Origin of the sequence: Sphaerochaeta associata (genome assembly GCF_022869165.1) — a bacterium.
GTDB lineage: Bacteria > Spirochaetota > Spirochaetia > Sphaerochaetales > Sphaerochaetaceae > Sphaerochaeta > Sphaerochaeta associata.
On record NZ_CP094929.1, the window covers coordinates 1,291,159 to 1,312,395 of the forward strand.

Below are 21,237 nucleotides of genomic sequence, written 5' to 3' on the forward strand. Positions count from 1 at the left end.
GCCGGGAGGATTTTCTCTTGGCTCTATTTTTTTGTGTCCACCAGTTGACGTATTGTCGGTATTTTGCCATCTTGAGCAGAGGAGAACCCAGTAAATGAGTAAGATATATATCATTCTGCTAATCATTCTTGTTGTGGTGCTGTTCGTTTCCTTCAAGAATCAGCAGGCAAAAACCGTGCCGGCAAATGCTGCACCATATAAAAAAATATCAGCCGATGAGGCTATGAACATGATGCAAAGCGGTCAAAAGGTGACCATCGTCGATGTCCGCACGCCCGCTGAATTTGCAGGCGGTCATATCCAAGGGGCCATCAATGTTCCCAACGAGAACATTGCCTCCAGCACAGTGCCCGCACTTCCTGACTTGGATGCAACCATTCTTGTCTACTGCAGGAGCGGTTCACGCAGTGCGCAGGCTGCGAGGAAATTGTTGGCGGTCGGATACACGAATGTCATTGATTTCGGCGGCATCATCAATTGGCCGTACGGGGTGGTTCGGCAGTGAACGGAACACTGTTTCTCAAGCATCCCGAGTATCTGACGGTACAGGATGAACAAGGCGCTCTTTACCACGGTGCCGACCAGGAGTGGTTCGGCCTGTTATGGCAACGTAAAGCCGGCTGCGGACCAACCACCGCCAGCCACTTGGTGTTGTACAACCGATCAGGCTCTCCTCCAATCCAAAAAAATGATATGGTTGGCTTGATGGAAGCCATGTGGACCCATATTACACCCGGCATCATGGGGGTTCATCTGGTGAGCCAGTTCACCAAAGGCCTTAAGGAGTACCTCGATGAGCAATCGCTTCTTTACAGCATCACCAGCCTGAAGGTATTGAAGGATCGTTCCCGAAGGGTCTCGTTTGAGCAAATCACCGCCTTCATCGAACAAGAGCTGCAAGCAGACCAGCCTGTGGCGTTTCTTAATTTGTCGGCAGGGGAGGTGAAAAACCTTGACTCCTGGCATTGGGTCACCATTGTGGGGTTGGAACGACGTGAGAGCGAAACGTACATTCATGTATATGATGGGGGTACACAGTGGGTCATCGATCTGAGGCTATGGTACGAAACGACAACAAGGTCGGGAGGCTTTGCCAGCCTACAGAGAGGTGAGAATCTGTGAGACCATGACAGGATCGACTTCAGTTCCTGCCAGCTTGTTCAAGACAGCTTGTTTTGTCTCCATGGACGCTTCATCCAAGCCTTCACGCTCCCAAACCTCGGCGAGTCGGAGTACTCGGGAGATATAGGGTATTTCCTCACCATGCAAACCTTTCAGATAGCCCGAGCCATCCCACCGTTCATGGTGGTGCAGCACCAAGGGAGCCAAATCGATGGTTTCCTCGAAGGTATTGAGAATCCTGAAGCCGGAGATGACATGCTCCTGATACTGGCGCTGCATTGCTGAATCCCTGCCCTTGGCGTTGATTAGCTTTGTGTCCAGTACAACCTTTCCTATGTCGTGGTAGAAGCCGGCACGGGTTATCAGGCTTACATCCTCGCTGCTGGCATGCAGCAGCTCTCCAATACGCTTGGCATGTTGTTGCACCCGTAGTGCATGCTCCCTCTCCTTGGGTGCCTTGGTAAAGAGCATATTGGTAAGTACTTCCAACTGCTGGCGCTGGGTTTCGGTTCTCCCGAGGGTTTTTTGCCGGTACATTCTATCCTCGGCGGCATCGAACAGGTCGTGAATCCTCTCTTCCTTGAGCGTTTTTGTCGCCCAACCAAGGGCAATGCTTCTTCGCCCTGCAAGTACTCCTTTGGAGTCGAGATTGTGCAGGATCCGATCTACAATTTCTTGTGCTGTGTTACTACCGGTATTCGGAAGGAGAATGACAAACTCATCCCCACCGATACGGCTGATGATATCGCTGCTTCTGCAGGATGAGGAGAGAACCTTTGCCACATCGGTCAGCAAGGTGTCTCCTGCAGTATGGCCGAAGATATCATTGGTGAGTTTCAAACCGTTTACGTCTCCGACAATGATTGATATCGGATATGCTCTCTTGTGATCGATTGCGACGAGCGTCTCGTCGAAATATGCCCGGTTGTATAATCCTGTCAGCTGGTCATGGAAGCTGAGATACTCAATTTTTGCAAGGTTCGCCTTGCGTTCGGTGTTGTTGGTAAAGGTGACGACGGCACCGACTACTGCATCTTCCTTGATCTGAGGGTAGGAGTAGCACAGCACATCGAAGCAGGACCCGTCCTTTCTCCAAAATACTTCATCTTCCATCTCCACCCCAATCCCCGTAAGAAGTGTCTTTCTGATCGGGCAGTCGTGTTCGTTGATGAGAGTCCCATCGACAGTACTGTGGTGGATGAGCGCATGGATGTTCTTGCCCAACAACTGCTGTTCACATTCGTATCCGAGCAATGAAAGACAACTGGCATTGCAGAAGGTGCACAACCCTTGTTGGTCGATGCCGAAAATACCTTCGGCGGTGGAGTCGAGGATCAGGCGCAGACTCTGCCGGCTTGCAGCAAGTTCCTCCTCCTTTTGCTGTTTAATCATGGATGTATGAACACTGCCGAAGAGTAGTTTTATTTGGTAGCTGTCCTGCTCCTTGTAGCCGACAGGACTGTTTGCAAGCAGGACGATGCCTGCAAGTTCATGATCGACGGTGTAGGCAACGGTACACAGGGAAGTCAGCTCATTACAGGAGATGTCAAAAAAGTCGAAAAGAGGGCACTTGATGGGCGCATGGTTTTGAATCAAGGCGGAATTGTCTGCAAGCATGGTTTGAAAAAGTCGGGTGACTTCCAGCGGCAAATCCTTAACCGCAGGGTTTTCAATCCCGTACCATGCCTGGATATGCAATGCACCATTCGAAGAGTCGGAACGCAGCAAGAGCCCGATGGGGCTCTTTGTGAGTTCTGATACTCTGACAAGGGCTACCTCCAACTGGTCTTGAGGCTTCTCATACGAGGAAAGTACATCCACCAATAGAGCCGAGCGTTTGAGATTTTGCTTCAAATCCTCTTCCTGACCGACCTGTTCGGTGATGTCCATCACAAAGGTTCCCAAGCCGGGATTGCCATCGGGAAGGACAAGAGGGAACTTGCTGATTCTATATATGCATTTGTTCCAGGCTATGTCCTCCTCCATTCTTCTCTGCCCGGTTGTAACCTCCTCATCAAGATGTTCAAGCTTGATGGCGAAATCAGGGTCCACGAGGCTCGCAATCGTACTTCCCAGCATTTGGTCGGTATGTTTTCCGATGAACATCTCAAGGGCGGCATTCACGAACATGAGTCTTCCCGTCTCATCCTGTACATAACTGATTCGCCTGTCGGAATCCAGAAAATTCTGCAGCAGCTTGATTGAATACACCTGCTTCTTTTGCTGCTCCTCCAGCTTATGCATCAACTTGATTTGGAGAACCAGAAAGAGGGCGATGAAGAGGACGGAAACGATGAGCAGGGTGAACAGTGAGATGGACAGGATCCTGCTTCTTGTCAGTTGATGTTCCTGTGCTGTTCTGTCCTGCAACATGACCAGATAGAAATAGGTGCCGTCGCTGACCAAGCTTTGAACAGAAGCTTGCAGCTTCCGGTTCGGTCCATCAGCCTGGGGAATCGACAGGATCTTTCCATGCAGATCGACGATGCTCTGATTCTTCAGACCTAGCAGTGAGAGGAGCGAACGACCGTTGAGACGGTCGTGGGGGATGGAAAAAAACGTAGAGGTTATGGGATTGGCATGGACAATCGATTTAGTCTGCGCTTCTATGAGCAGCACCGGGCTGCTCATGTGCTTTATTGCCTCGTCGAGGGTCGGCAGGCTAACCGACCACAGGGAGAGAGGCGTAAGGAAGAACATCAAGAGGATAAGCAGAATCCTGGTTTTACGGCTGTTCATCATTGTTCTCTGCAGCAAGTAGCAGGTCCAAAGCCTGTTCGGCGGGTACGGGTCTGCTGTACAGGTAGCCCTGCATATAATCGCAGCCGAGCTTTTGCAACTCTTCTTCCTGCTCCTCCGTTTCAACGCCTTCGGCGATAACCAGTTTGTCTATATGGTGTGCCAAGGAGATGATATCGCTGACGAATCCATGCTCACCGGAATTCTGCAACTTCTCAACAAACGAACGGTCCAGCTTCAGATAGTCGATCGGCAGGGTTTCCAAGCGGCTCAGTGATGAGTATCCGGTTCCAAAGTCATCGATGGCAACCAAAATACCGAGGGCTCTGAGCTCTTCCAGTTGGGTGGCGATGAATTGAAGATCCTGAGCGAAGACCGATTCGGTCAATTCGACTTCCAGCTGGGTGAGCGGTATCTGCTTTTCTTTAGACAAATTAACAATATGGCTGATGAAGGAGTCTTCCATCAACTGCAAGGCGGATACATTGACTGCGACCGATACCTCGTATATACCCCGCATTCGTAGCTGCGTGATGAAGTCACAAGCCAAGGATAGGATTTTCTGTCCCAAGGCAATGATGAGCTGCCTTTTTTCGGCAATCGCAATGAATTCAAGAGGATGTATCACTCCCAGTTTCTTGCTCTTCATCCTGGCAAGGGCTTCAAAGCTGACGATTTGCCCGACATCGCCATCGTATATCGGTTGGAAGACGAGGCTGATGATACCCTCTTCTCCGCCCAGCGCCTGTTTGATTTCCTGCTCTATGGCATCGACTCTGATGAGTTTTTCCTCAAGCTCGGTGTTGTATGCCTGAATCAGGTGGGAATCTGAGGTGCTGTTCAAGGCGATGAGGGCTTCCTTCAGTAACCGTGTTGCATCGTGGGAAGGCCCTGTACTTTGCACAAGCCCGATCGAAACTGCAATCGATCCGACCAGGTTCGTATCTTCCTTGATGCAAAGCAGTTCCTGACAGATGGCGAGCAAGTGATCCAAGGAAGCCTCGTCCTTGATGACCACGAGAAATCGGTCGTCGGAGAGTCTGAATGGCTGTAGATTCTGTTTTTGCATCGAAATTTCTCTCAGATGCCGGCCAATTTGGATAAGGACACTGTTGCCATGGTCATAGCCGTAAAGGATGTTGACCAATCTGAAATTCAATGGATTTAGGACTATCAGCGCAAGATGCTGACAACGCAGTTCCTCAAGATACGCATGGTAATTTCTCAAGTTCGGCAGACCGGTGAGTTCGTCGAGATAGGCGAGGTGTAGAATGCGTCGATTTTTCTTGTAGACGGTAAAGAGGGAATATGCGAAGAGAAGATAAAATACCAGCAGGGTGAGACTGATGATGATGGTCAACCTCAGGATGAGCTTCTCCATCTGTGTCAAATCATAGTAGAGAACCAAGGAGCCTGCAAAGGCCTCCTTGAGGGTGATAGGAAGATGGAGCGCAAGGTAATTTCTGCCTTCCCAGCCGGTCTTGATGTAGGAATTCGCGGATATCGGCAGGCCAATGGTATCAGGATGGAGTACAGAGCCTCTGAGCGAGGAGTCAGTAGCAGCAATGACCTTTCCTTCAGGGCCGAGAAAGGCAAGGCGGGTATGTGTTGCATCCTTGCTCAACCGCTCGACGATGTACTGAGGCTCAAACTGGGCGTAGAGCTCTTCGATGTTGGATGCCAGAATACCGACCTGCACCATTCTTCCATCATCGAAGCGATAATAGCCGTACTTGTAGAGAACCCCGCTCTCCGTATCGGCCCTGATCTCCTCGGCACGGAATTGTTCTGTACTCTCATAGAAGTCTCGTACCGGATGGGATGCAGGGGTGATCCATCCTATATACTTGTCGTCGCTTGAATGGGTGATTGTTAAATTACTGTCATATAGATAAATGACATCGATATCAAGATTCTCTGCCATTGTTGCCAGCTGCGCATTCGAAATAGGCTCGGTATATTTGCTCATGATGACGCCCGCTACCTTCAGAGTGCTACGCAACTGCAGGTCAAGCTGGTGTTCGGCATCGATGACCGTGCTCAGGACACTGGTATAGCTTTTTGCAAGAAGCGAGGCTTCTTGTACTCGTTCTTGATAATAGAATGTCGAAAGGGCGTTGATCACCAAGAGGCCTGCCGCTAAAAACAAGACAAGGATGAGCAGGGAGGGTACAATGAAAGACTTCCAAGAGCTGAGAGTTTTCTTGTTTTTAGGAAAGTCTAGCACACTGAATCTCCCTTGGCATATGTCTTGCATCCTACCATCGGCTTAGGTATGCGTCAACAACGAGGCTTCCCCTATTTGTCGTTCTTCAAGGCTCTAAGATAGGACAAAAATGTTGTTTCATACCGGAGTGTCTGCTTTGGGCAGGCATCGATGCAATGGCCGCATCCTACACACCGGGAAGAGAGAACAGGCAAGCCCGATAATGCCTTTTCCTGTATGGATATCGAGAGGGGACAGGCTCGATCGCAGGCCCCACAGCCAATGCATGAACCGACATCGGTTTGTATGCGCATTCCCCCCAGCTTCGCCAAGGCGGAGAGGGTGGTCCCCAAGGGGCACAGATGGCAGTAAAACCTTCCGTTGACGGCAACCCAAAAGGCCATTGCGAGTATCAGGTTGGCTCCAAGATACCAGAACAATTCAAGCATACGTACAGCACCCATATGGTGTTGCAGTTCGTCGAAATAGGGAATGAAGATCCAAAAGAACGTGAAAGCCAGGGCCAAGACTAGGTAGATGATTCTTAGATGGGTCAGTAGCTGTAACGATTTCTCGCTTTCTCTTCTCTTTTTCTTGGAAAAAAGTGGAATGGCAGGATCAAAAATCTCAGCAGCGAAGCCGTTGAAGAGACAAAGGGAGGAACATTGCAGTCTTCGCCCCAGCAACACGGTGCCGATTGCGATGAAAGCACTGTAGATCCAGAAAAAGCGAAGTGCGAACCGTATGCCCCCAAGACCGAGTGTCTGCAAATGGCTTTGGTAGAAGGCCGAACCTTCATAACCGGCCTGCAGCGGCAGTGTCGTCCAGGGAAGCGGCATGGCAAAGAAGTAAAGCTCGGGATTGCCCGTGGCGATCGGCAGGGTGATATGCAGGATGAGGGCTGCAAGGAAGAACCTCTTGAGGTTCTTCGATCGCATGGTGTTCCGGCCCTTACGACCCGTGATGCGATAGGTAAGGAGGCCGCAGATGAGAATCAAGAGGGTTTTCCCCTCGTTCTCATAGGCATGCCAATAGGGGGCGACGACTTTCGCCAACTCCTTGTCCGGTCCCTGGTTGAGCCCGGCAAGAATGAGGCAGAAGAGGATGTAGAGAAAGAGGAGCACCCTAAGGATTGTTACATCCCGTTTCATACACGCTTGGGTTGTCTGAAGAGGAGACCGAGCGAAACTACAAAGGCGGCCAAAGCAAGACATACTACGACAATAACCATCGTGTACTGTGAGGCGAAGCCTTCTTGCGAAGTATGCTTGATCAGGATGCCTGTGTACGCCCAGATAAGGGTTATAAGATACGCTTTTTCCTTGGCCTTGAACGCCCAAGCCAGGCCGATGAGTACTCCTGTCACCAAGATTACCGCCGTCCATACTGGTTCGGAGATTCCGAATCCTGTGAATTTGGCTGAAACCAGCAGTGTTGTTACATTGGCGATGGTGGCAACGGTGATCCATCCGAAATAGACGGCAAAGGGGATGCGCACCGACCAGTGAAACATCCTGTCCCCCTTCATGTTCTGAATCAAAAGATTGATGCGGATCAGAAGCCCGAGAATGCACAGCATCAACACTACCGAAAGGCCGATCTTACGATAGTGCCAGCTGAAGATCCACAGTGCATTGGCTACCGAGGAGAGGGAGAAAAGCAGACCGATGGTGTCAAGTTTTCCCTCCAGTTTATTGGTGAACTGGTAGAGCGTATGCAAGGCGAGCAACAGGTAGATGACACCCCAGATGGAGAAGGTGATGCCTGCCGGTGCGAACAGGTTGGGGTAGGAATCCGAGACAGCACCGGTATTCATCCCGGCTATCGGAAGAATATTTGCAAGGGCGTTTACGGTAACCATGATCAGGTAGCTGAGGGCGACAAGAACGGGAACTCGTTTCATACAACCTCCAATTGAACATGCCTTATGCTGTCAGTCTATCAGCGAATTTGGAGAAGTCAAAAGAAATAGAGTTGTTGCTTGGTTTATTGTATACTTGCCCATACAAGGAGTTGTGTATGTATAAACCAAACCCTCAGCGCTACGATGCCATGTTGTACAATCGGTGTGGCAAAAGCGGATTGAAGCTGCCGGCCGTCTCCCTCGGGTTGTGGCAGAATTTCGGGGACCAGACATCTTTGGCGAATGCAAGGAAGATGTTGCATACGGCATTCGACCTCGGTATAACCCACTTTGACTTGGCCAACAACTATGGTCCTCCCGCAGGATCGGCTGAGCTGAATTTCGGTAAGCTTTTGGCCCAGGATTTCGCCTCCTACCGCGATGAGCTGGTGATTTCCACGAAAGCCGGATATTTGATGTGGCCCGGTCCGTATGGAGAGTGGGGGAGTCGCAAATACCTGCTGTCCAGTCTCGATGCAAGTCTCAAACGGATGGGGCTTGAATATGTGGATATCTTCTATTCGCATCGCTTCGACCCCGATACACCGCTTGAGGAAACCATGGGAGCCCTTGCTTCTGCCTATCGAAGCGGCAAGTGCCTGTATGTGGGAATCTCATCCTATTCGGCTGCAAAGACGAAAGAAGCGTATGCCATACTCAAGCAGATGGGCATTCCCCTGTTGATTCATCAACCATCCTACTCCATGCTCAATCGTTGGGTGGAGGCTGATCTGCTGGGTACACTGGATGAGTTGGGCATGGGAACCATCTGCTTCTCCCCCTTGGCACAAGGTATGTTGACCGACCGATACCTGAAGGAAATTCCCCAAGGCAGTCGTGCTTCCCGTCAAGGCAGCTCCCTCTCTCCGGCCATGCTCAGTGAAGAAAACCTCGCAAACATCCGTTCACTCAATGAGATCGCCAGGCAGCGCGGCCAAAGCCTGCCTCAAATGGCTTTGGCTTGGTGCTTGAGACGCAAGGAGATCACCAGTGTCCTCATCGGGGCAAGCTCGCCCGAGCAGATCATCGAGAACGTCGGAGCGTTGCAAAACCTGGTGTTCAGCGAGGATGAACTTGCCGGAATCGATTCCTTTGCAAAGGATGGAAATATCAACCTCTGGGCGCGATCGAGCAAGGATTGACAAGAATATTTGCTTCTGTTATATTGTTCGCAACTTAATTGATTGAAAGGAATGCGTATGCTGACCATATATGATTTCAAGGCGGTTGCGAACAACCAGAGCGAGTTTGATTTTGCACAATTGCAGAACAAGACGCTATTGATTGTCAACACAGCCAGCAAATGCGGTTTTACACCGCAATATGATGATTTGGAGAAGTTGTATCAGCAATACAAGGACTCCGGTCTTGTGGTCATAGGTTTCCCTTGTGACCAATTCGCCCATCAGGAGCCCGGCAGTGATGCCGATATCGCCGAATATTGCAGAGTCAACCACGGAGTTACGTTTCCCTTGATGAGTAAAATTGATGTCAATGGAAAGAATACCCATCCCGTCTTTGCCTGGCTGAAAGAGCAAGCCTCGGGCAAATTGGGGAGTTCCATCAAATGGAATTTCACAAAATTCCTGGTCGAGAAGGATGGACTTACCGTCCACCGCTATGCTCCTACAGAATCCCCACTCGCTCTGATTCCAAAACTCCAGGAGGTACTCTAATGGCCTATGATCAACTCTTGCTGTCCAATCAACTCTGCTTTCGCTTCTACGCCTTGGAACGGGAGCTCATGGCTGCCTACCGACCGCTGCTCGACCACCTGGGTTTGACCTATGCCCAATACATCACGCTTCTCTATTTGTGGGAGCATGAAAAAGCGACGGTGGGGGAACTCTGTACAGCATTGAGCCTGGATACCGGGACCATGTCGCCACTGCTCAAGCGCCTCGAATCTGCACATTTGATCGAGCGTCACCGCCTTCCCAGCGATGAGAGGACGGTGGAGGTGTTGCTTACCAAGAAAGGATGGGAGTTGGAACAGAAGGCTGTCTCCATCCCAAGTCATATAGCAACATGTCTGCTCAGCAACGATCGTGATGAACAGGGCAGAAAGTATGTAGAGTTGAGACAGATGCTCGACCAGACGCTCGAACAACTGAAGCAGACCCGCAAGGAGCGGGAAGAAGGCAGGTAACATGAAACAGGTGCAAAAAGTTGCGATGATCTGTGTTGTAGCGGCTGCATTGGCATCCCTCGTCGGGTGTGCAACCACAATCCCTGAAGCGGATCGCCTTACAACCGTCGATGCTTTGGACTTGGATCGGTATCTTGGGTCTTGGTACGAAATTGCTCGGTACCAACACGGTTTCGAGAAGAACCTGGTTGGGGCGAAAGCCGATTACTCCCTTCGTGACGACGGACGCATACAAGTGGTGAACAGTGGATTGAAAAAAACATTGGACGGAAAACTCACCTCGGTCAAGGCGGTGGCTTGGAGGCCCGATGAAGCACAGCCCGGGCGGCTTAAGGTGAAATTTTTCGGTCTGTTCACTTCCGACTACCTGGTGTTCGGTTTGGATGAGCAGCAGTACCAGTGGGCGTTGGTGGGCAATGATTCGAGAGACTATCTTTGGTTCCTGTCCCGAACGCCTTTCGTCAGTGATGAGCTGCTCTCCACCATGAAGCAGCTGGCCCGGGAACAGGGCTATGACCTGGAGAACCTCTTTTTAGTACCCCAGAAAGAGCGATGATCGTACTTCCTTTTCGTTTTCGTTTTTCAAGCAAGGGCTTGCCACGTACGGCAAGCCCTTCTTGGGTCAACCGACCTTGCTCTCCTTCTCATCGGTAAGGTTGGTCATCAAGACCCTATGACCTTGTTCCTCGAAGATCGACCGGGCCATCAGCAACTCACGTTTCGTAGGCTCGGGGACGTCCTTGAAGCTGTAGTGCAGCTTCAGCTGCTCCCACTTGTACTGACCCATCCTGTGGTAGGGCAGCAGTTCGACCTGTTCGATGCAGCTGAAGGCTTTCAAAAAGTCAGCCAGCTCTTTCAGCATCTGTTCCTCAAGCGTCCAGCCAGGAACCAATACATGTCGTATCCACACCTTCTTGCCGATGCTCTGGCAGTAGGCGAGGGTGGACAAGGTGTTTGCGTTGCCCATGCCGGTAAGACTGAAGCACATCCTGTCGTCCAGGCTCTTGATATCCAGAAGGATCAGGTCGGCGGCATCGAGCACCGGCTTGGCCAGTTCCAGCGGGACGCTGCCGGCAGTGTCGAGGGCTGTGTGCAAGCCTTCCTGCTTCAGTCGCTCGATTACGTCAAGTGCGAACTCGGGTTGCTTCAGCGGCTCTCCGCCGCTGATGGTGACCCCGCCCTTGGCGATGAAGTTCCGGTATCCCAGAATCTCCTTTACCAAGTCCCTGCTGTCGGTGCTCTTTCCTCCCTTCAAATTCCATGTATCGGGATTATGACAATAGCGGCATCTCAGCGAGCACCCTTGCAGGAAGACCACATAGCGCAGCCCCGGACCATCCAAGGTCCCGAGACTCTCCACCGAGTGTACAGATCCGATTACCGACATGGTTTGCCTCCTTACAGGGATTCGTGGAAGGTGCGGTGAATGACGTCAAGCTGCTGCTCGCGGGTGAGCTTGATGAAGTTGACCGCGTACCCGCTGACCCTGATTGTCAGCTGGGGATACTTCTCAGGGTGATCCATGGCATCCAGCAGGGTGCTTTTCTCCATGACGTTCACGTTGATGTGATGCCCTGTCTGGGCGAAGTAGCCGTCCATGAGGGTGGTCAGGTTGGCTGTCTGCATCTCCTTGTTCTTTCCAAGGGTGGAAGGAACGATGGAGAAGGTGTAGCTGATGCCGTCCTGTGCATAGGCGTACGGCAGCTTTGCCACGCTCTTCATGCTGGCGACACAACCCTTCTTGTCACGACCGTGCATCGGGTTCGCTCCAGGAGCGAACGGTTCGCCCGCCTTCCTGCCGTCGGGGGTTGACCCGGTTTTCTTTCCATACACCACATTGCTGGTGATGGTCAGTACCGAGAGGGTGGGGATGCTCTGCCGATAGGTGGTATGCCTCTTCATTTTCTGCATGAATGATTTCACCAACTCCCGGGCGATGGAATCGACGCGGTCATCGTCATTGCCATACGAGGGATAATCTCCCTCGATCTCAAAGTCGACGGCGAGGCCGCTCTCATCCCTGATCGGTTTGACCTTGGCATGCTTGATGGCTGACAGGCTGTCGGCAACAACGCTCAGCCCCGCAATGCCGCCCGCCATGGTTCTGACTATCTGTTCGTCGTGCAAAGCCATCTCCAATCGTTCATAGCTGTATTTGTCGTGCATGTAATGGATGACATTCAGCGTGTCGATGTAGAGCTTTGCAAGCCAGCTGCTCATCGCCTCGAAGCGGTCCATCACCGTTGCATAGTCGAGGTACTCATCCGTGATGGGTGCCAAGGTGGGACCGATCTGCTCTCCGCTCTTCTCATCACGGCCGCCGTTGATTGCATAGAGCAACGTCTTGGCAAGATTCACCCGGGCGCCGAAGAACTGCATTTGTTTTCCGATGCGCATCGCGGATACGCAGCAGGCGATGCCATAGTCATCCCCGTAGTCCGCTCTCATCAGATCGTCATTCTCATACTGGATCGAAGAGGTTTCGATGGAGAGCTTTGCACAGAAGTCCTTGAAGTCCTGGGGAAGTTTCTGACTCCACAGTATCGTGAGATTCGGCTCGGGAGCAGGCCCGAGGTTGGTCAGGCTATGGAGGAAGCGATAGCTCATCTTGGTGACCATGTGTCTTCCATCATGGCACATGCCTGCAATGGATTCGGTTACCCAGGTGGGGTCGCCGCTGAACAGCTGGTCGTAGGCCGGAGTTCGGAGAAATCGGATGATTCTGAGCTTCATGATGAAGTGGTCGACCAACTCCTGGATTTCCGCCTCGTTGAACGTTCCTGTCTTCAGGTCCTGCTCGGCATAGATGTCAAGGAAGGTGGAGACGCGCCCAAGGCTCATCGCAGCTCCATTCTGCTCCTTTGTTGCTGCAAGAAAGGCAAAGTACAGCCACTGAATGGCCTCCTTGGTGTTCTTGGCAGGTCCGGAAATGTCATAGCCGTAGGAGAGCGCCATTTCCTTGAGTTCGACAAGGGAGCGGATTTGCTCGCTGAGCTCCTCTCGGTCGCGAATAACCGCTTCAGTCATCGCGTCGAAGGTGTACTGTTGTTTGGCCTGCTTTTTCTGCTCGATCAGGAAATCGACACCATAGAGAGGGACGCGGCGGTAGTCGCCGATGATCCGTCCCCTCCCGTATGCATCGGGAAGTCCGGTGATGATTCCACTGTGGCGGACTTTCTTCATTTCGGTGGTATAGACATCGAAAACACCGTCGTTGTGAGTCTTTCGGTAGGAGAATACCTTATCCACGTCCTCGGGCAAGGTCCTGTCATAGGCCTGCAGTTCGGTATGCACCAACCTGATGCCTCCGAATGGCATGATGGCTCGCTTCAGGGGCTCGTCGGTCTGTAGGCCGACAATCTGTTCGAGCTCCTGGTCGATATAGCCGCTTCTATGACTGGTGATGGTGGAGATGGTTTTTTCGTCGATATCGTACATGCCGCCTCGTTGGCGTTCGACTGCAAGCAATGCCTTGAGCTTGTCCCAAAGCTTACGGGTGCGTTCCGTAGGCCCTTGCAAAAAGGATGCATCTCCATCGTACGGTGTATAATGCTCAACAATGAAGGATCTCGTGTCGATTTCGTACTTCCGGTCTTCTCTATCGTTCATGGTGTTTCCTCTTTCACACGTTTCTCGTATACTTTTCTTGACTTTGGTATACCATGTTCACAGTATTTGTACTGTGATTGAAATCACAAATTGAGTATTTCACTAGGAGTTGGAATGGAAGCCGCCAGTCAGTGCCAGAATTGCACAAACGACCGCTGTATACGCAGCGTCCCCCTCTTCGCCTCCCTGGAACCGGAGGCGGTGCATGCCCTAACCGCCCAGATGGAGCATCGGAGCTTTCAGAAAGGAGAGATACTGGTGAGGGAGGGGGATTTAGCAAAGGGTTTCACGGTAATCCGCGAGGGTAGTGCCAAGGCATACCGGACCAATGCCGACGGCAGGGAGCAGATATTATACATCTTTCCTGCAAACGACTACTACGGAGCACGATTTCTGTTTACCGAAGAGAGGGTTCCCTACACGGTCGAGGCGTTGGAGGAGACACACGTCTGCATCCTCAGCAAGGCGCAGTTCGCATCGTTGCTTGAAAAACACAGCTCGGTTGCACTGCAAATCATCGAGGCGATGGCGAACCGGATGAGCCGCCTTGAAACGGCGATGCAGAGCATGGGAGGCAGGAATGCCGACCTCAGAATTGCAAGCCTGTTGCTTGAATTCAAGCAGCCCTACGGCCGTTACAACGGACCTTATCTTGAAATAACCCTTCCCCTGAGCAGGGAAGGGTTGGCTAATTATCTTGGGCTGGCCCGCGAGACGCTCAGTCGCAAGCTGGTTCAGTTCGAGGAAGAGGGCTTGGTCGAGCTCGTCGGGCAGAAGGTGGTACGCATCCTGGACCTTGAGCGTCTGGTCGGCCTCTCGGTTATGGTCGATTAGCTGTTTTGCATCGCTTTCGTATAGATGCTCTCTATCTCCTTTTTCCCCATCAATGCCTGAAGCAGGTAGGCGATGATGATGATACCCGGAATATCGACGAGCAGCCGGGTTAGGGCGAAGGGAAGACCGAGTGCAGAGAATTCAAACAGGATCATCGGAATCTTGGTGGTGGACCAGGCTCCGAGGAAGATCAGGATGTTGGAGAACTTCACCCCTTTTCTCATGAACACGGCAGCCACCGGGAAGGCTCCGTAGAGGGGACCTGCTGCAGCTGAACCGATGAAAAGGGCGAGCAGTATTCCTTTCAAGCCGCTGCCTTCCCCCATGTATTTGACCATGGTCTGCTTGGGAACCCAGATGTCCAGAAGCCCGAGGAGCACGAAAATGGGAGGAATCACCAACAGCATCTCCTTGAGTTGGTATGCCGTTGTGCTCAGTACCTGCTGTCCAAGCTCCTTATTGAAAAGACCGGCAAGCAACAGGACCACCGATACAATCAAGAATGAGCGATAGCGCTTCACAAAATGCTTCATACTACTGCCTCCATGACCTGCCCGATGACGAAGGCCACAAGGAACGAAAAGACAAACGCAAGAGCGTTGCGATAGAGTGCAAGCTTTTTGCCGAAGTACTGCATTTCCACCGGAAGGGTGACGATGCCGACCATCATCAACGTTGAGATGAACGCCCCGATTTGCATGTACCCGGCTCCTCCGTTGACTAAAAGAGCCGCAGTGGGGAAGGCGACAAATCCGGGAATCAGAGTGACCGCCCCTACGATGGCTGCAAGCAGCACTCCCAGCCAACCGGATTCAGAACCGATTATTCTGAGAATCATCCGGTGGTCGAGCAGGCTGAGCAACAGACTGACGAGCAGGATGACGACCAGAAACTGGGGAAGAATGTTTTCAAACGCCTTCCATGCTTTCAGTAAAGCCTTGCGGGTTTTCTCTCGGTCTTTTACAAAAGAGAGAAGCAGCAGTGCAGCGGTTGCACTATATAAAATGATGTTCATCGATGGTATTCCTTTCTCCTACCTATATAACAAAAATATTTGCCTATGGCAACAATATACCTGTATAATGTTACATCATATATTTTTCTATAGATAGAAAAATAGCTATACTACTAAATTAGTAGGAATTTTAGTCGCACTGAGCACAATTATCTTGCGTAATTGAAAACGGTGGGGTACGCTTGAAATAGATAAGACGCGTAGATTGACATAGTGGAGGTAATGTATGGCAAATGTACAATCGATTCTGGATAAAAAAGGGAGTACGGTAATCAGCATCGGACCCGATGATGCCCTTTCTCATGCACTCTTGAAACTGACCGAGCACAAAATCGGTGCATTGTTGGTACTCAACGAGCAGGGTGACATCAAGGGAATCCTCTCTGAAAGAGACATCATCCGGCATTTCTCCAAGAGACTTGAGCATCTCAATACTGGTTCCATCAAGGTGCGCGAAGTGATGACGACCGGAGTAACCTATGTCAAGCCTCATCAAAGCAGTGAGGACTGCCTGCAGCTCATGACCGCAGGTCGCTTCCGTCACCTTCCGGTTGTTGATGGAGAAAAGGTCATCGGCATGATATCCATCGGGGATGTGGTCAAGGCGGCCTTGGAAGAACGCGATTTCCAGATCGGCGAGCTTGAGCACTACATCACGAATGCCTACTGACCTGAACCAAACATTCTGCTCTTTTTTAGGAGAAAGCGCTTCCCTTGCGAGGCGCTTTTTATCATACTATAATAGTAGGATATTAAATGAGAAGGAGAAATCATGGACGATAAGAAAATTCAGAGGCTGAAGGAAATCATAGAAAGACTGCACAGTGGCGCTTCCAGTGATGAAGTGAAGAAGGATTTCGAGGCTGAATTCGGCACGGTGAGTGCAGAGGAGTTGGCTGCAGCCGAACGCAAGCTCATGGAAAGCGGTGCCATTGTTGTAGAGCAGGTCCAGAAGCTCTGTGATGTACACGCCTCGGTCTTTGGCGGCAGCATTGAAGAGATTCATCAGGGCAAGCAAGCCGACAAGACTCCCGGTCATCCGGCATTTGTTTTCATCAAGGAAAACGAGGGGCTGACGAGTTTCATCAATACCGAGTTCAGCAACGCTGTAAAAGCCTACAAACAGGACAAGAGTGAAGCCGCCAAAGCGAATCTGCTTGCAGAGCTGAAGAGCCTGAGCAAGCTCGACAAGCACTATGCCCGAAAAGAGAATCTCTTCTTCCCCTATATGGAGAAAGCCGGGATCACTGCTCCTCCGAAGGTTATGTGGGGGGTGGACGATGAGATTCGCGATCTTTGGAAATCCTGCATTCGCAGTCTTGAGACTGAGGGGACTGTACAAGAAGCCTCACTGGACAAGTTGATCGAACAGGTACTGGGCATGATCAACAAGGAGAACAACATCCTCATGCCGATGCTCTCAGGTGTAATGGATGGTGATTCCTGGCTTACGGTCGCCCGCGACAGCGCTGATATCGGATACTGTTTCAACGGAGGAATCGAGGGTGCAAGTCCTTCTGATGCCTTGACCTGGTACCGCTGGAATGCAAGTATGAGCGGCAAAGAGGACTTTGCTCCAAAACAGGAGACAAGTGGAGAGATCGTGCTGCCCAGCGGCCATCTTAACCTCGAAGAGTTGACTTGGATGCTCAACACGCTTCCAGGCGATGTCACCTTTGTTGGTGCCGATGACAAGGTCCGCTATTTCAGCGAAGGAAAGGACAGGGTTTTCCCACGTACCCGCAGCATCGTTGGACGCGAAGTAGCTCACTGCCATCCTCCCAAGAGCCTGGCTGTCGTCGAGAAGCTGGTCGAGGATTTCAAGGCCGGTCTGAAGGACAGTGAATCCTTCTGGATCCAGAAAGGCACCATGTTCATCCTGATTCGTTACTTTGCAGTCCGCAATGAGAAGCAGGAGTATTTGGGAGTCGTGGAAGTGACGGAAGAGATTTCCTCCCTGAGGAGTCTGGAGGGACAGAAGACCCTGCTCAGCTGAGCAGTCAGAGGGCTGTAGGAGAGTGCTCCTATAGCCCTTGCTCCTTCTTAAGTTGATTCATGAACGCCAGATAGGCGTAGATTTGCCCTTGTATCTCTGCATTTTTCAATACGCCCCTGCCTCCCCAATCCTGACCTTCGTAGACGGTCAGGTGATAATACTCACCTTCAAGGTCTAACATATTCAGGGGGCTGATTTTCTGTCTGGTTCTCAAATAATGCAGCGTAGTATCATACGCCTCATGGAAAGCACGCTGCTCTCCGGTGAGGTCCGGGTCGTGATCATCGTGTATCGTGTTCATGCAAATCCTTATACAGAGCGCTTCGATAATTTGGTAAAGAGATTGCCAAGCTGTCTCTCAACCTGAGGATGCGCAAGCCGCTTGATGTCCGAGAGCGCACGCATCTTGTATGATTCTGCAAGAATTTCTGCTTTTTGTACACCACCCAAAGATTCAACCAAGACCAGCGCCTGTTTTACGGTTTTTTCTTTTAATGGAACTGTAGAACTAAGCAGTAGATCCCGCAATTCCGCTCCTCCATTCCGTTGTTCCTGGTCCAAGGCATAGATGAGCGGCAGGGTGGGGATCCCGCACTTCAAGTCATTGCCTGTCTGCTTACCAAGCTTGGATGAACTTCCTGCATAATCGAGAACGTCGTCTTGGATTTGGAAGGCCATACCCATGCAGTACCCGATTCTATGACACAGCATCTGCTTGACCGGAGGTGCTTCCTGCAATGCAACACCCGAATAACAACTCAATGCGAACAGACTTGCCGTTTTTCCTGCAATCCTTCGGAGGTAGGTGTGTCGAGAGATGAGGAAATCACCTTGCCCTGCATCCTGGTCAAGCTCGCTTTCACACAAGCGGGAGAGAGCGGCAGAGACCACCCTGCTGTCCATTCCCCGTTCTTTGCCGCTTGTCAGCAGCAAGGCTTTCGCCAAGAGAAAATCACCGGCGAGGACTGCCTGCTTGGCTCCTACCTTGGCGTAGACCGTGGATTTGCCTCTGCGCTTGGAGGCGGAGTCAATAATATCGTCATGCACAAGAGAGGCCAAATGAATCAGTTCAATAACCGACCCAACCCTGACGGCATCCTCGGTGATCGAGTGCTCGCCTAGAGCGCTTGTAATCAAGACCAGTGCTGGTCGCAGCATTTTTCCCACCGACTGGACATGGTCGAGTAAAATCGGACGGATAAAGCCATGAGCAGTGGCCACCGTATTTTCGATGGTACTGCTCACGTGTAGAAGCTGCTCTTTGAGTTCCTGCTCATCGTTCCAGAAATCGGTCATGCCTTCCTACTTTTTCCCCAATTTCCGTTCCATCTGGCGTTTGGTGAACTCGGGTTCATCAAGATAGAAGTAGGTTTTCTTGGCAAGCGGAGTTTTATTCCACAACTTCTTCAGATAAGGCATCACCCAGTAGTCCAGACCGAAGGCCTTGCCTGCTCCTCCGAGCATGACAATCGATACCGCCATATACCAAAGAATCTCTTTGCCTGCCAATGCCCCGATCAGGAACATGACCGACAAGCCCAAGGATACGATGGCGGCAGGGAAGGTAAACAGACCGGCAAAGAGGGCAAGTCCGATACCAACTTCAGCCAGTACGATCATCAGCTGGAACAGATAGGGAGCCTGGGCTACAAATGTATTGTTGATCCAGGTGAAGATTGCCAAAGGCTGGGAGAGCAGGGGAGGAGCAAACTGCTCGACTGCACCGCTCTCAGCAATCGATTGGCTGACGGCTGCGACGGTATCAACAACCGTCTGGCTTGCAGAGGCTGCGGTCTCGACAACCCATTGGGTTGCCGATGATGCAGCTTCCACTGCCGGCTGGCTGGCGGAAGCCACGGCTTGCACTGCCGGTTGACTTGCCGATGCTACAGTCTGATACGCAGTCTGACTGACCGAAGCTACGGTGTCGGCTACCGCCTGACTTGCCGAGGCGACTGTTTCAGTAACCGCTTGGCTGGCAGAGGCCCATGCATCGGAAACACTGCCGGCAGGAGCTCCCCAATATACCTTTGAGCCGGTTGTATCGGTAAGCCAGCCTTTCTGTATTTTCCCAACTCCCTCAATAAACCACATTACACCCAGATACATTCTGAGGAAGGTTGTCCAATAGGAGGGAACCTTGTAGGCAGCCAAACCACCGATGAGGGAGCGGTTGTGCTTTATTTCCAGTATCTCATGCTTGATGTACGCCCAAGCACCGTTTACGCCACATACACCGCTCTGGTAATAGATGTTCACCATATGCTTGAGGGCCATGGCGAAGAAGCCTGAGAGGGACATGCCGGCGGTATGACTCACTGCATACTTTCCACCGATGGAAACCATGAATCCGTGGAAGTTCGACTTGAACGGCTTGGGGTGCTCGGCTTTGAGGCCGAGTTCACTCTTGACTGCATAGATTACACCATCGGCCGCAGTCTTTGCAGTCTGTTCGGCGGCTTCAACTATCTGGGGAACTGCACGGTTATTCTCCAAAAACCACATGCCGTCACCGACGAGGTAGACGTTCTGGTAATCGGGGCTTTGCATATATTCATTGACGAGTTTTCTGCCGATCTTACCATCGGTAAGCGGAAGCTTCTCGCAGAATTCCGTTCCGCGAACGCCGCAGGTCCAGACCAGCGTCTTTGTTTTGATCACTTCGCCGCTTTTGGTGGTGAAGCCTTCGGCATCGACTTGGGTGATCAGGGAGTTGAGCTTAATCTCAACGCCTTGTTTCTCCAGGTATTTTACAGCCTTTGCCCTGGGTTTCTCCGGAAGCATGTTCAAAATGCTTCCCAGTGCTTCTGCGCTGATAAGCCTGCCTTCCTTCTTGAAGTCAATGCCGTTTTCCTTGCACAGGATCGGTAGCCATTCAGTGAGTTCACCCACCAGCTCGATGCCGGTGAATCCACCGCCGGCAACCACGAAGGTAAGCATCTGTCTGCGCTTTTCACTATCGGCTTCACGGCTTGCATCCTTGACAACCTGTTCGATATGGCAGCGGATGCGAAGTGCATCCTCAAGACTCCACAAGTAGAATGCGTGCTCCTTGACACCGGGTATGTTGAAGTCGGCGGTGGTGGCACCTGTCCCGATGATCAGTTGGTCATATCCGTAGCTTGCACGATCGCCTTTGAGTGTCTGGTTCTTGAAATCGATGTCGATAATGGTGTCCTGTACGACATTGACCATTTTGCCGGAGAAAATGCGGTCGAAGGATATTTTTACGGAATCCTCTTCAACACGGTTACCGGCGACTTCATGCAGCTCAGTCATGAGAATGTGGTGACGGTTCTTGTCAATCAAGGTTATTTCAACCTTGTCTTGATGCTTCTTGAATGCTTTGTGCAAGGTTTTTGCAGCGTGTACTCCGGCGTATCCCCCGCCCAATACCACAATCTGTTTCTTGTCCATGGTTCCTTCCTTACGGCGGCCCTTGCTGACAAGGGCTTGCAATATACGAATCTTTGTATAGCGTTGCAACAAGGATTTTTGCGGATGTACAGTCACGCTACCTTACTGCGTTGGTAGAAAAACACTCTAGCACAGAAGTAGGAATTTATGCAATTGTGTCATTTTTTATCGAATATAGTTTTTCACATTTTTTACATTAACACCATACTGTAGGAGATGAAAAAATAAATAAATCTCTGTGGGAAAC

Annotated in this window: 20 protein-coding genes; 9 read left to right on the top strand and 11 right to left on the bottom strand. The window is 51.2% G+C overall.

Annotation, left to right across the window (positions count from 1 at the left end; all coding sequences use genetic code 11):
• Positions 1-94: 94 nt before the first annotated feature.
• On the top strand, positions 95-505 hold the full coding sequence (locus MUG09_RS05920) for a rhodanese-like domain-containing protein (RefSeq protein WP_244774465.1): 411 nt from the start codon (positions 95-97) through the stop codon (positions 503-505).
• Complete coding sequence (locus MUG09_RS05925) at positions 502-1,122, top strand: hypothetical protein (protein ID WP_244774467.1); 621 nt, start codon at positions 502-504, stop codon at positions 1,120-1,122. The genes MUG09_RS05920 and MUG09_RS05925 overlap by 4 nt, the downstream gene beginning before the upstream one ends.
• Here MUG09_RS05925 and MUG09_RS05930 read toward each other — a convergent pair.
• From MUG09_RS05930 to MUG09_RS05945, 4 genes are all read right to left on the bottom strand, one after another.
• The gene (locus MUG09_RS05930; RefSeq protein ID WP_244774478.1) at positions 1,099-3,861 is read right to left on the bottom strand and encodes a diguanylate cyclase; all 2,763 of its coding nucleotides are present in this window, start codon (positions 3,859-3,861) and stop codon (positions 1,099-1,101) included. The genes MUG09_RS05925 and MUG09_RS05930 overlap by 24 nt on opposite strands.
• Entirely contained in the window at positions 3,848-6,088 is a 2,241-nt protein-coding gene (locus MUG09_RS05935; protein ID WP_244774479.1) for a putative bifunctional diguanylate cyclase/phosphodiesterase, read from the bottom strand. Before MUG09_RS05935 ends, MUG09_RS05930 begins: the two co-directional genes overlap by 14 nt.
• 71 nt (positions 6,089-6,159) lie before the next feature.
• The gene (locus MUG09_RS05940) at positions 6,160-7,218 is read right to left on the bottom strand and encodes a 4Fe-4S binding protein (protein WP_244774480.1); all 1,059 of its coding nucleotides are present in this window, start codon (positions 7,216-7,218) and stop codon (positions 6,160-6,162) included.
• Positions 7,215-7,970, bottom strand: a complete 756-nt coding sequence (locus MUG09_RS05945) for a tryptophan-rich sensory protein (RefSeq protein ID WP_244774481.1) — start codon at positions 7,968-7,970, stop codon at positions 7,215-7,217. The genes MUG09_RS05940 and MUG09_RS05945 overlap by 4 nt, the downstream gene beginning before the upstream one ends.
• A 116-nt stretch (positions 7,971-8,086) precedes the next feature.
• Here MUG09_RS05945 and mgrA point away from each other — a divergent pair, with 116 nt between their 5' ends.
• Genes mgrA through MUG09_RS05965 form a run of 4 tightly spaced genes read left to right on the top strand, consistent with a single transcriptional unit; the run spans position 8,087 to position 10,675 of the window.
• The gene (gene mgrA / locus MUG09_RS05950; protein WP_244774482.1) at positions 8,087-9,112 is read left to right on the top strand and encodes an L-glyceraldehyde 3-phosphate reductase; all 1,026 of its coding nucleotides are present in this window, start codon (positions 8,087-8,089) and stop codon (positions 9,110-9,112) included.
• A 57-nt stretch (positions 9,113-9,169) separates the two neighbouring features.
• Positions 9,170-9,646, top strand: a complete 477-nt coding sequence (locus MUG09_RS05955) for a glutathione peroxidase (RefSeq protein WP_244774483.1) — start codon at positions 9,170-9,172, stop codon at positions 9,644-9,646.
• Positions 9,646-10,119, top strand: coding sequence for a MarR family winged helix-turn-helix transcriptional regulator (locus MUG09_RS05960; RefSeq protein WP_244774484.1), 474 nt, complete (start codon positions 9,646-9,648; stop codon positions 10,117-10,119). The genes MUG09_RS05955 and MUG09_RS05960 overlap by 1 nt, the downstream gene beginning before the upstream one ends.
• Position 10,120: 1 nt before the next feature.
• Positions 10,121-10,675 carry a lipocalin family protein gene (locus tag MUG09_RS05965; protein ID WP_244774486.1) on the top strand — a complete coding sequence of 185 codons (555 nt, stop codon included), beginning with the start codon at positions 10,121-10,123 and terminating at the stop codon, positions 10,673-10,675.
• 66 nt (positions 10,676-10,741) lie between these two features.
• Here the strand turns inward: MUG09_RS05965 and pflA are convergent, their stop codons facing one another.
• Positions 10,742-11,506, bottom strand: a complete 765-nt coding sequence (gene pflA, locus MUG09_RS05970) for a pyruvate formate-lyase-activating protein (protein ID WP_244774488.1) — start codon at positions 11,504-11,506, stop codon at positions 10,742-10,744.
• 11 nt (positions 11,507-11,517) lie between these two features.
• Complete coding sequence (gene pflB / locus MUG09_RS05975) at positions 11,518-13,728, bottom strand: formate C-acetyltransferase (protein WP_244774490.1); 2,211 nt, start codon at positions 13,726-13,728, stop codon at positions 11,518-11,520.
• Between the two features lie 114 nt (positions 13,729-13,842).
• On the opposite strand from pflB, the gene MUG09_RS05980 reads away from it, so the two are divergent.
• The gene (locus MUG09_RS05980; RefSeq protein WP_244774493.1) at positions 13,843-14,562 is read left to right on the top strand and encodes a Crp/Fnr family transcriptional regulator; all 720 of its coding nucleotides are present in this window, start codon (positions 13,843-13,845) and stop codon (positions 14,560-14,562) included.
• Here the strand turns inward: MUG09_RS05980 and MUG09_RS05985 are convergent.
• Complete coding sequence (locus MUG09_RS05985) at positions 14,559-15,095, bottom strand: permease (RefSeq protein ID WP_244774495.1); 537 nt, start codon at positions 15,093-15,095, stop codon at positions 14,559-14,561. The two genes, MUG09_RS05980 and MUG09_RS05985, sit on opposite strands and share 4 nt — an antisense overlap.
• Positions 15,092-15,577 (bottom strand): permease, encoded by a 486-nt coding sequence (locus MUG09_RS05990; RefSeq protein WP_244774498.1) that lies wholly within the window; start codon positions 15,575-15,577, stop codon positions 15,092-15,094. Before MUG09_RS05990 ends, MUG09_RS05985 begins: the two co-directional genes overlap by 4 nt.
• A gap of 226 nt (positions 15,578-15,803) precedes the next feature.
• On the opposite strand from MUG09_RS05990, the gene MUG09_RS05995 reads away from it, so the two are divergent.
• Together MUG09_RS05995 and MUG09_RS06000 are read left to right on the top strand one after the other, a co-directional pair.
• Positions 15,804-16,247 carry a CBS domain-containing protein gene (locus MUG09_RS05995; RefSeq protein ID WP_244774499.1) on the top strand — a complete coding sequence of 148 codons (444 nt, stop codon included), beginning with the start codon at positions 15,804-15,806 and terminating at the stop codon, positions 16,245-16,247.
• Positions 16,248-16,349: 102 nt separating this feature from the next.
• A complete protein-coding gene (locus MUG09_RS06000) occupies positions 16,350-17,573 on the top strand; it encodes a DUF438 domain-containing protein (RefSeq protein WP_244774500.1) in 1,224 nt (407 codons plus the stop codon).
• Between the two features lie 28 nt (positions 17,574-17,601).
• On the opposite strand, the gene MUG09_RS06005 is transcribed toward MUG09_RS06000, so the two are convergent.
• Genes MUG09_RS06005 through MUG09_RS06015 form a run of 3 tightly spaced genes read right to left on the bottom strand, consistent with a single transcriptional unit; the run spans position 17,602 to position 20,990 of the window.
• Positions 17,602-17,874 (bottom strand): hypothetical protein, encoded by a 273-nt coding sequence (locus MUG09_RS06005; protein WP_244774501.1) that lies wholly within the window; start codon positions 17,872-17,874, stop codon positions 17,602-17,604.
• Between the two features lie 8 nt (positions 17,875-17,882).
• Entirely contained in the window at positions 17,883-18,869 is a 987-nt protein-coding gene (locus MUG09_RS06010; RefSeq protein ID WP_244774502.1) for a polyprenyl synthetase family protein, read from the bottom strand.
• A gap of 6 nt (positions 18,870-18,875) precedes the next feature.
• The gene (locus MUG09_RS06015) at positions 18,876-20,990 is read right to left on the bottom strand and encodes an NAD(P)/FAD-dependent oxidoreductase (protein WP_244774503.1); all 2,115 of its coding nucleotides are present in this window, start codon (positions 20,988-20,990) and stop codon (positions 18,876-18,878) included.
• Positions 20,991-21,237: the final 247 nt, after the last annotated feature.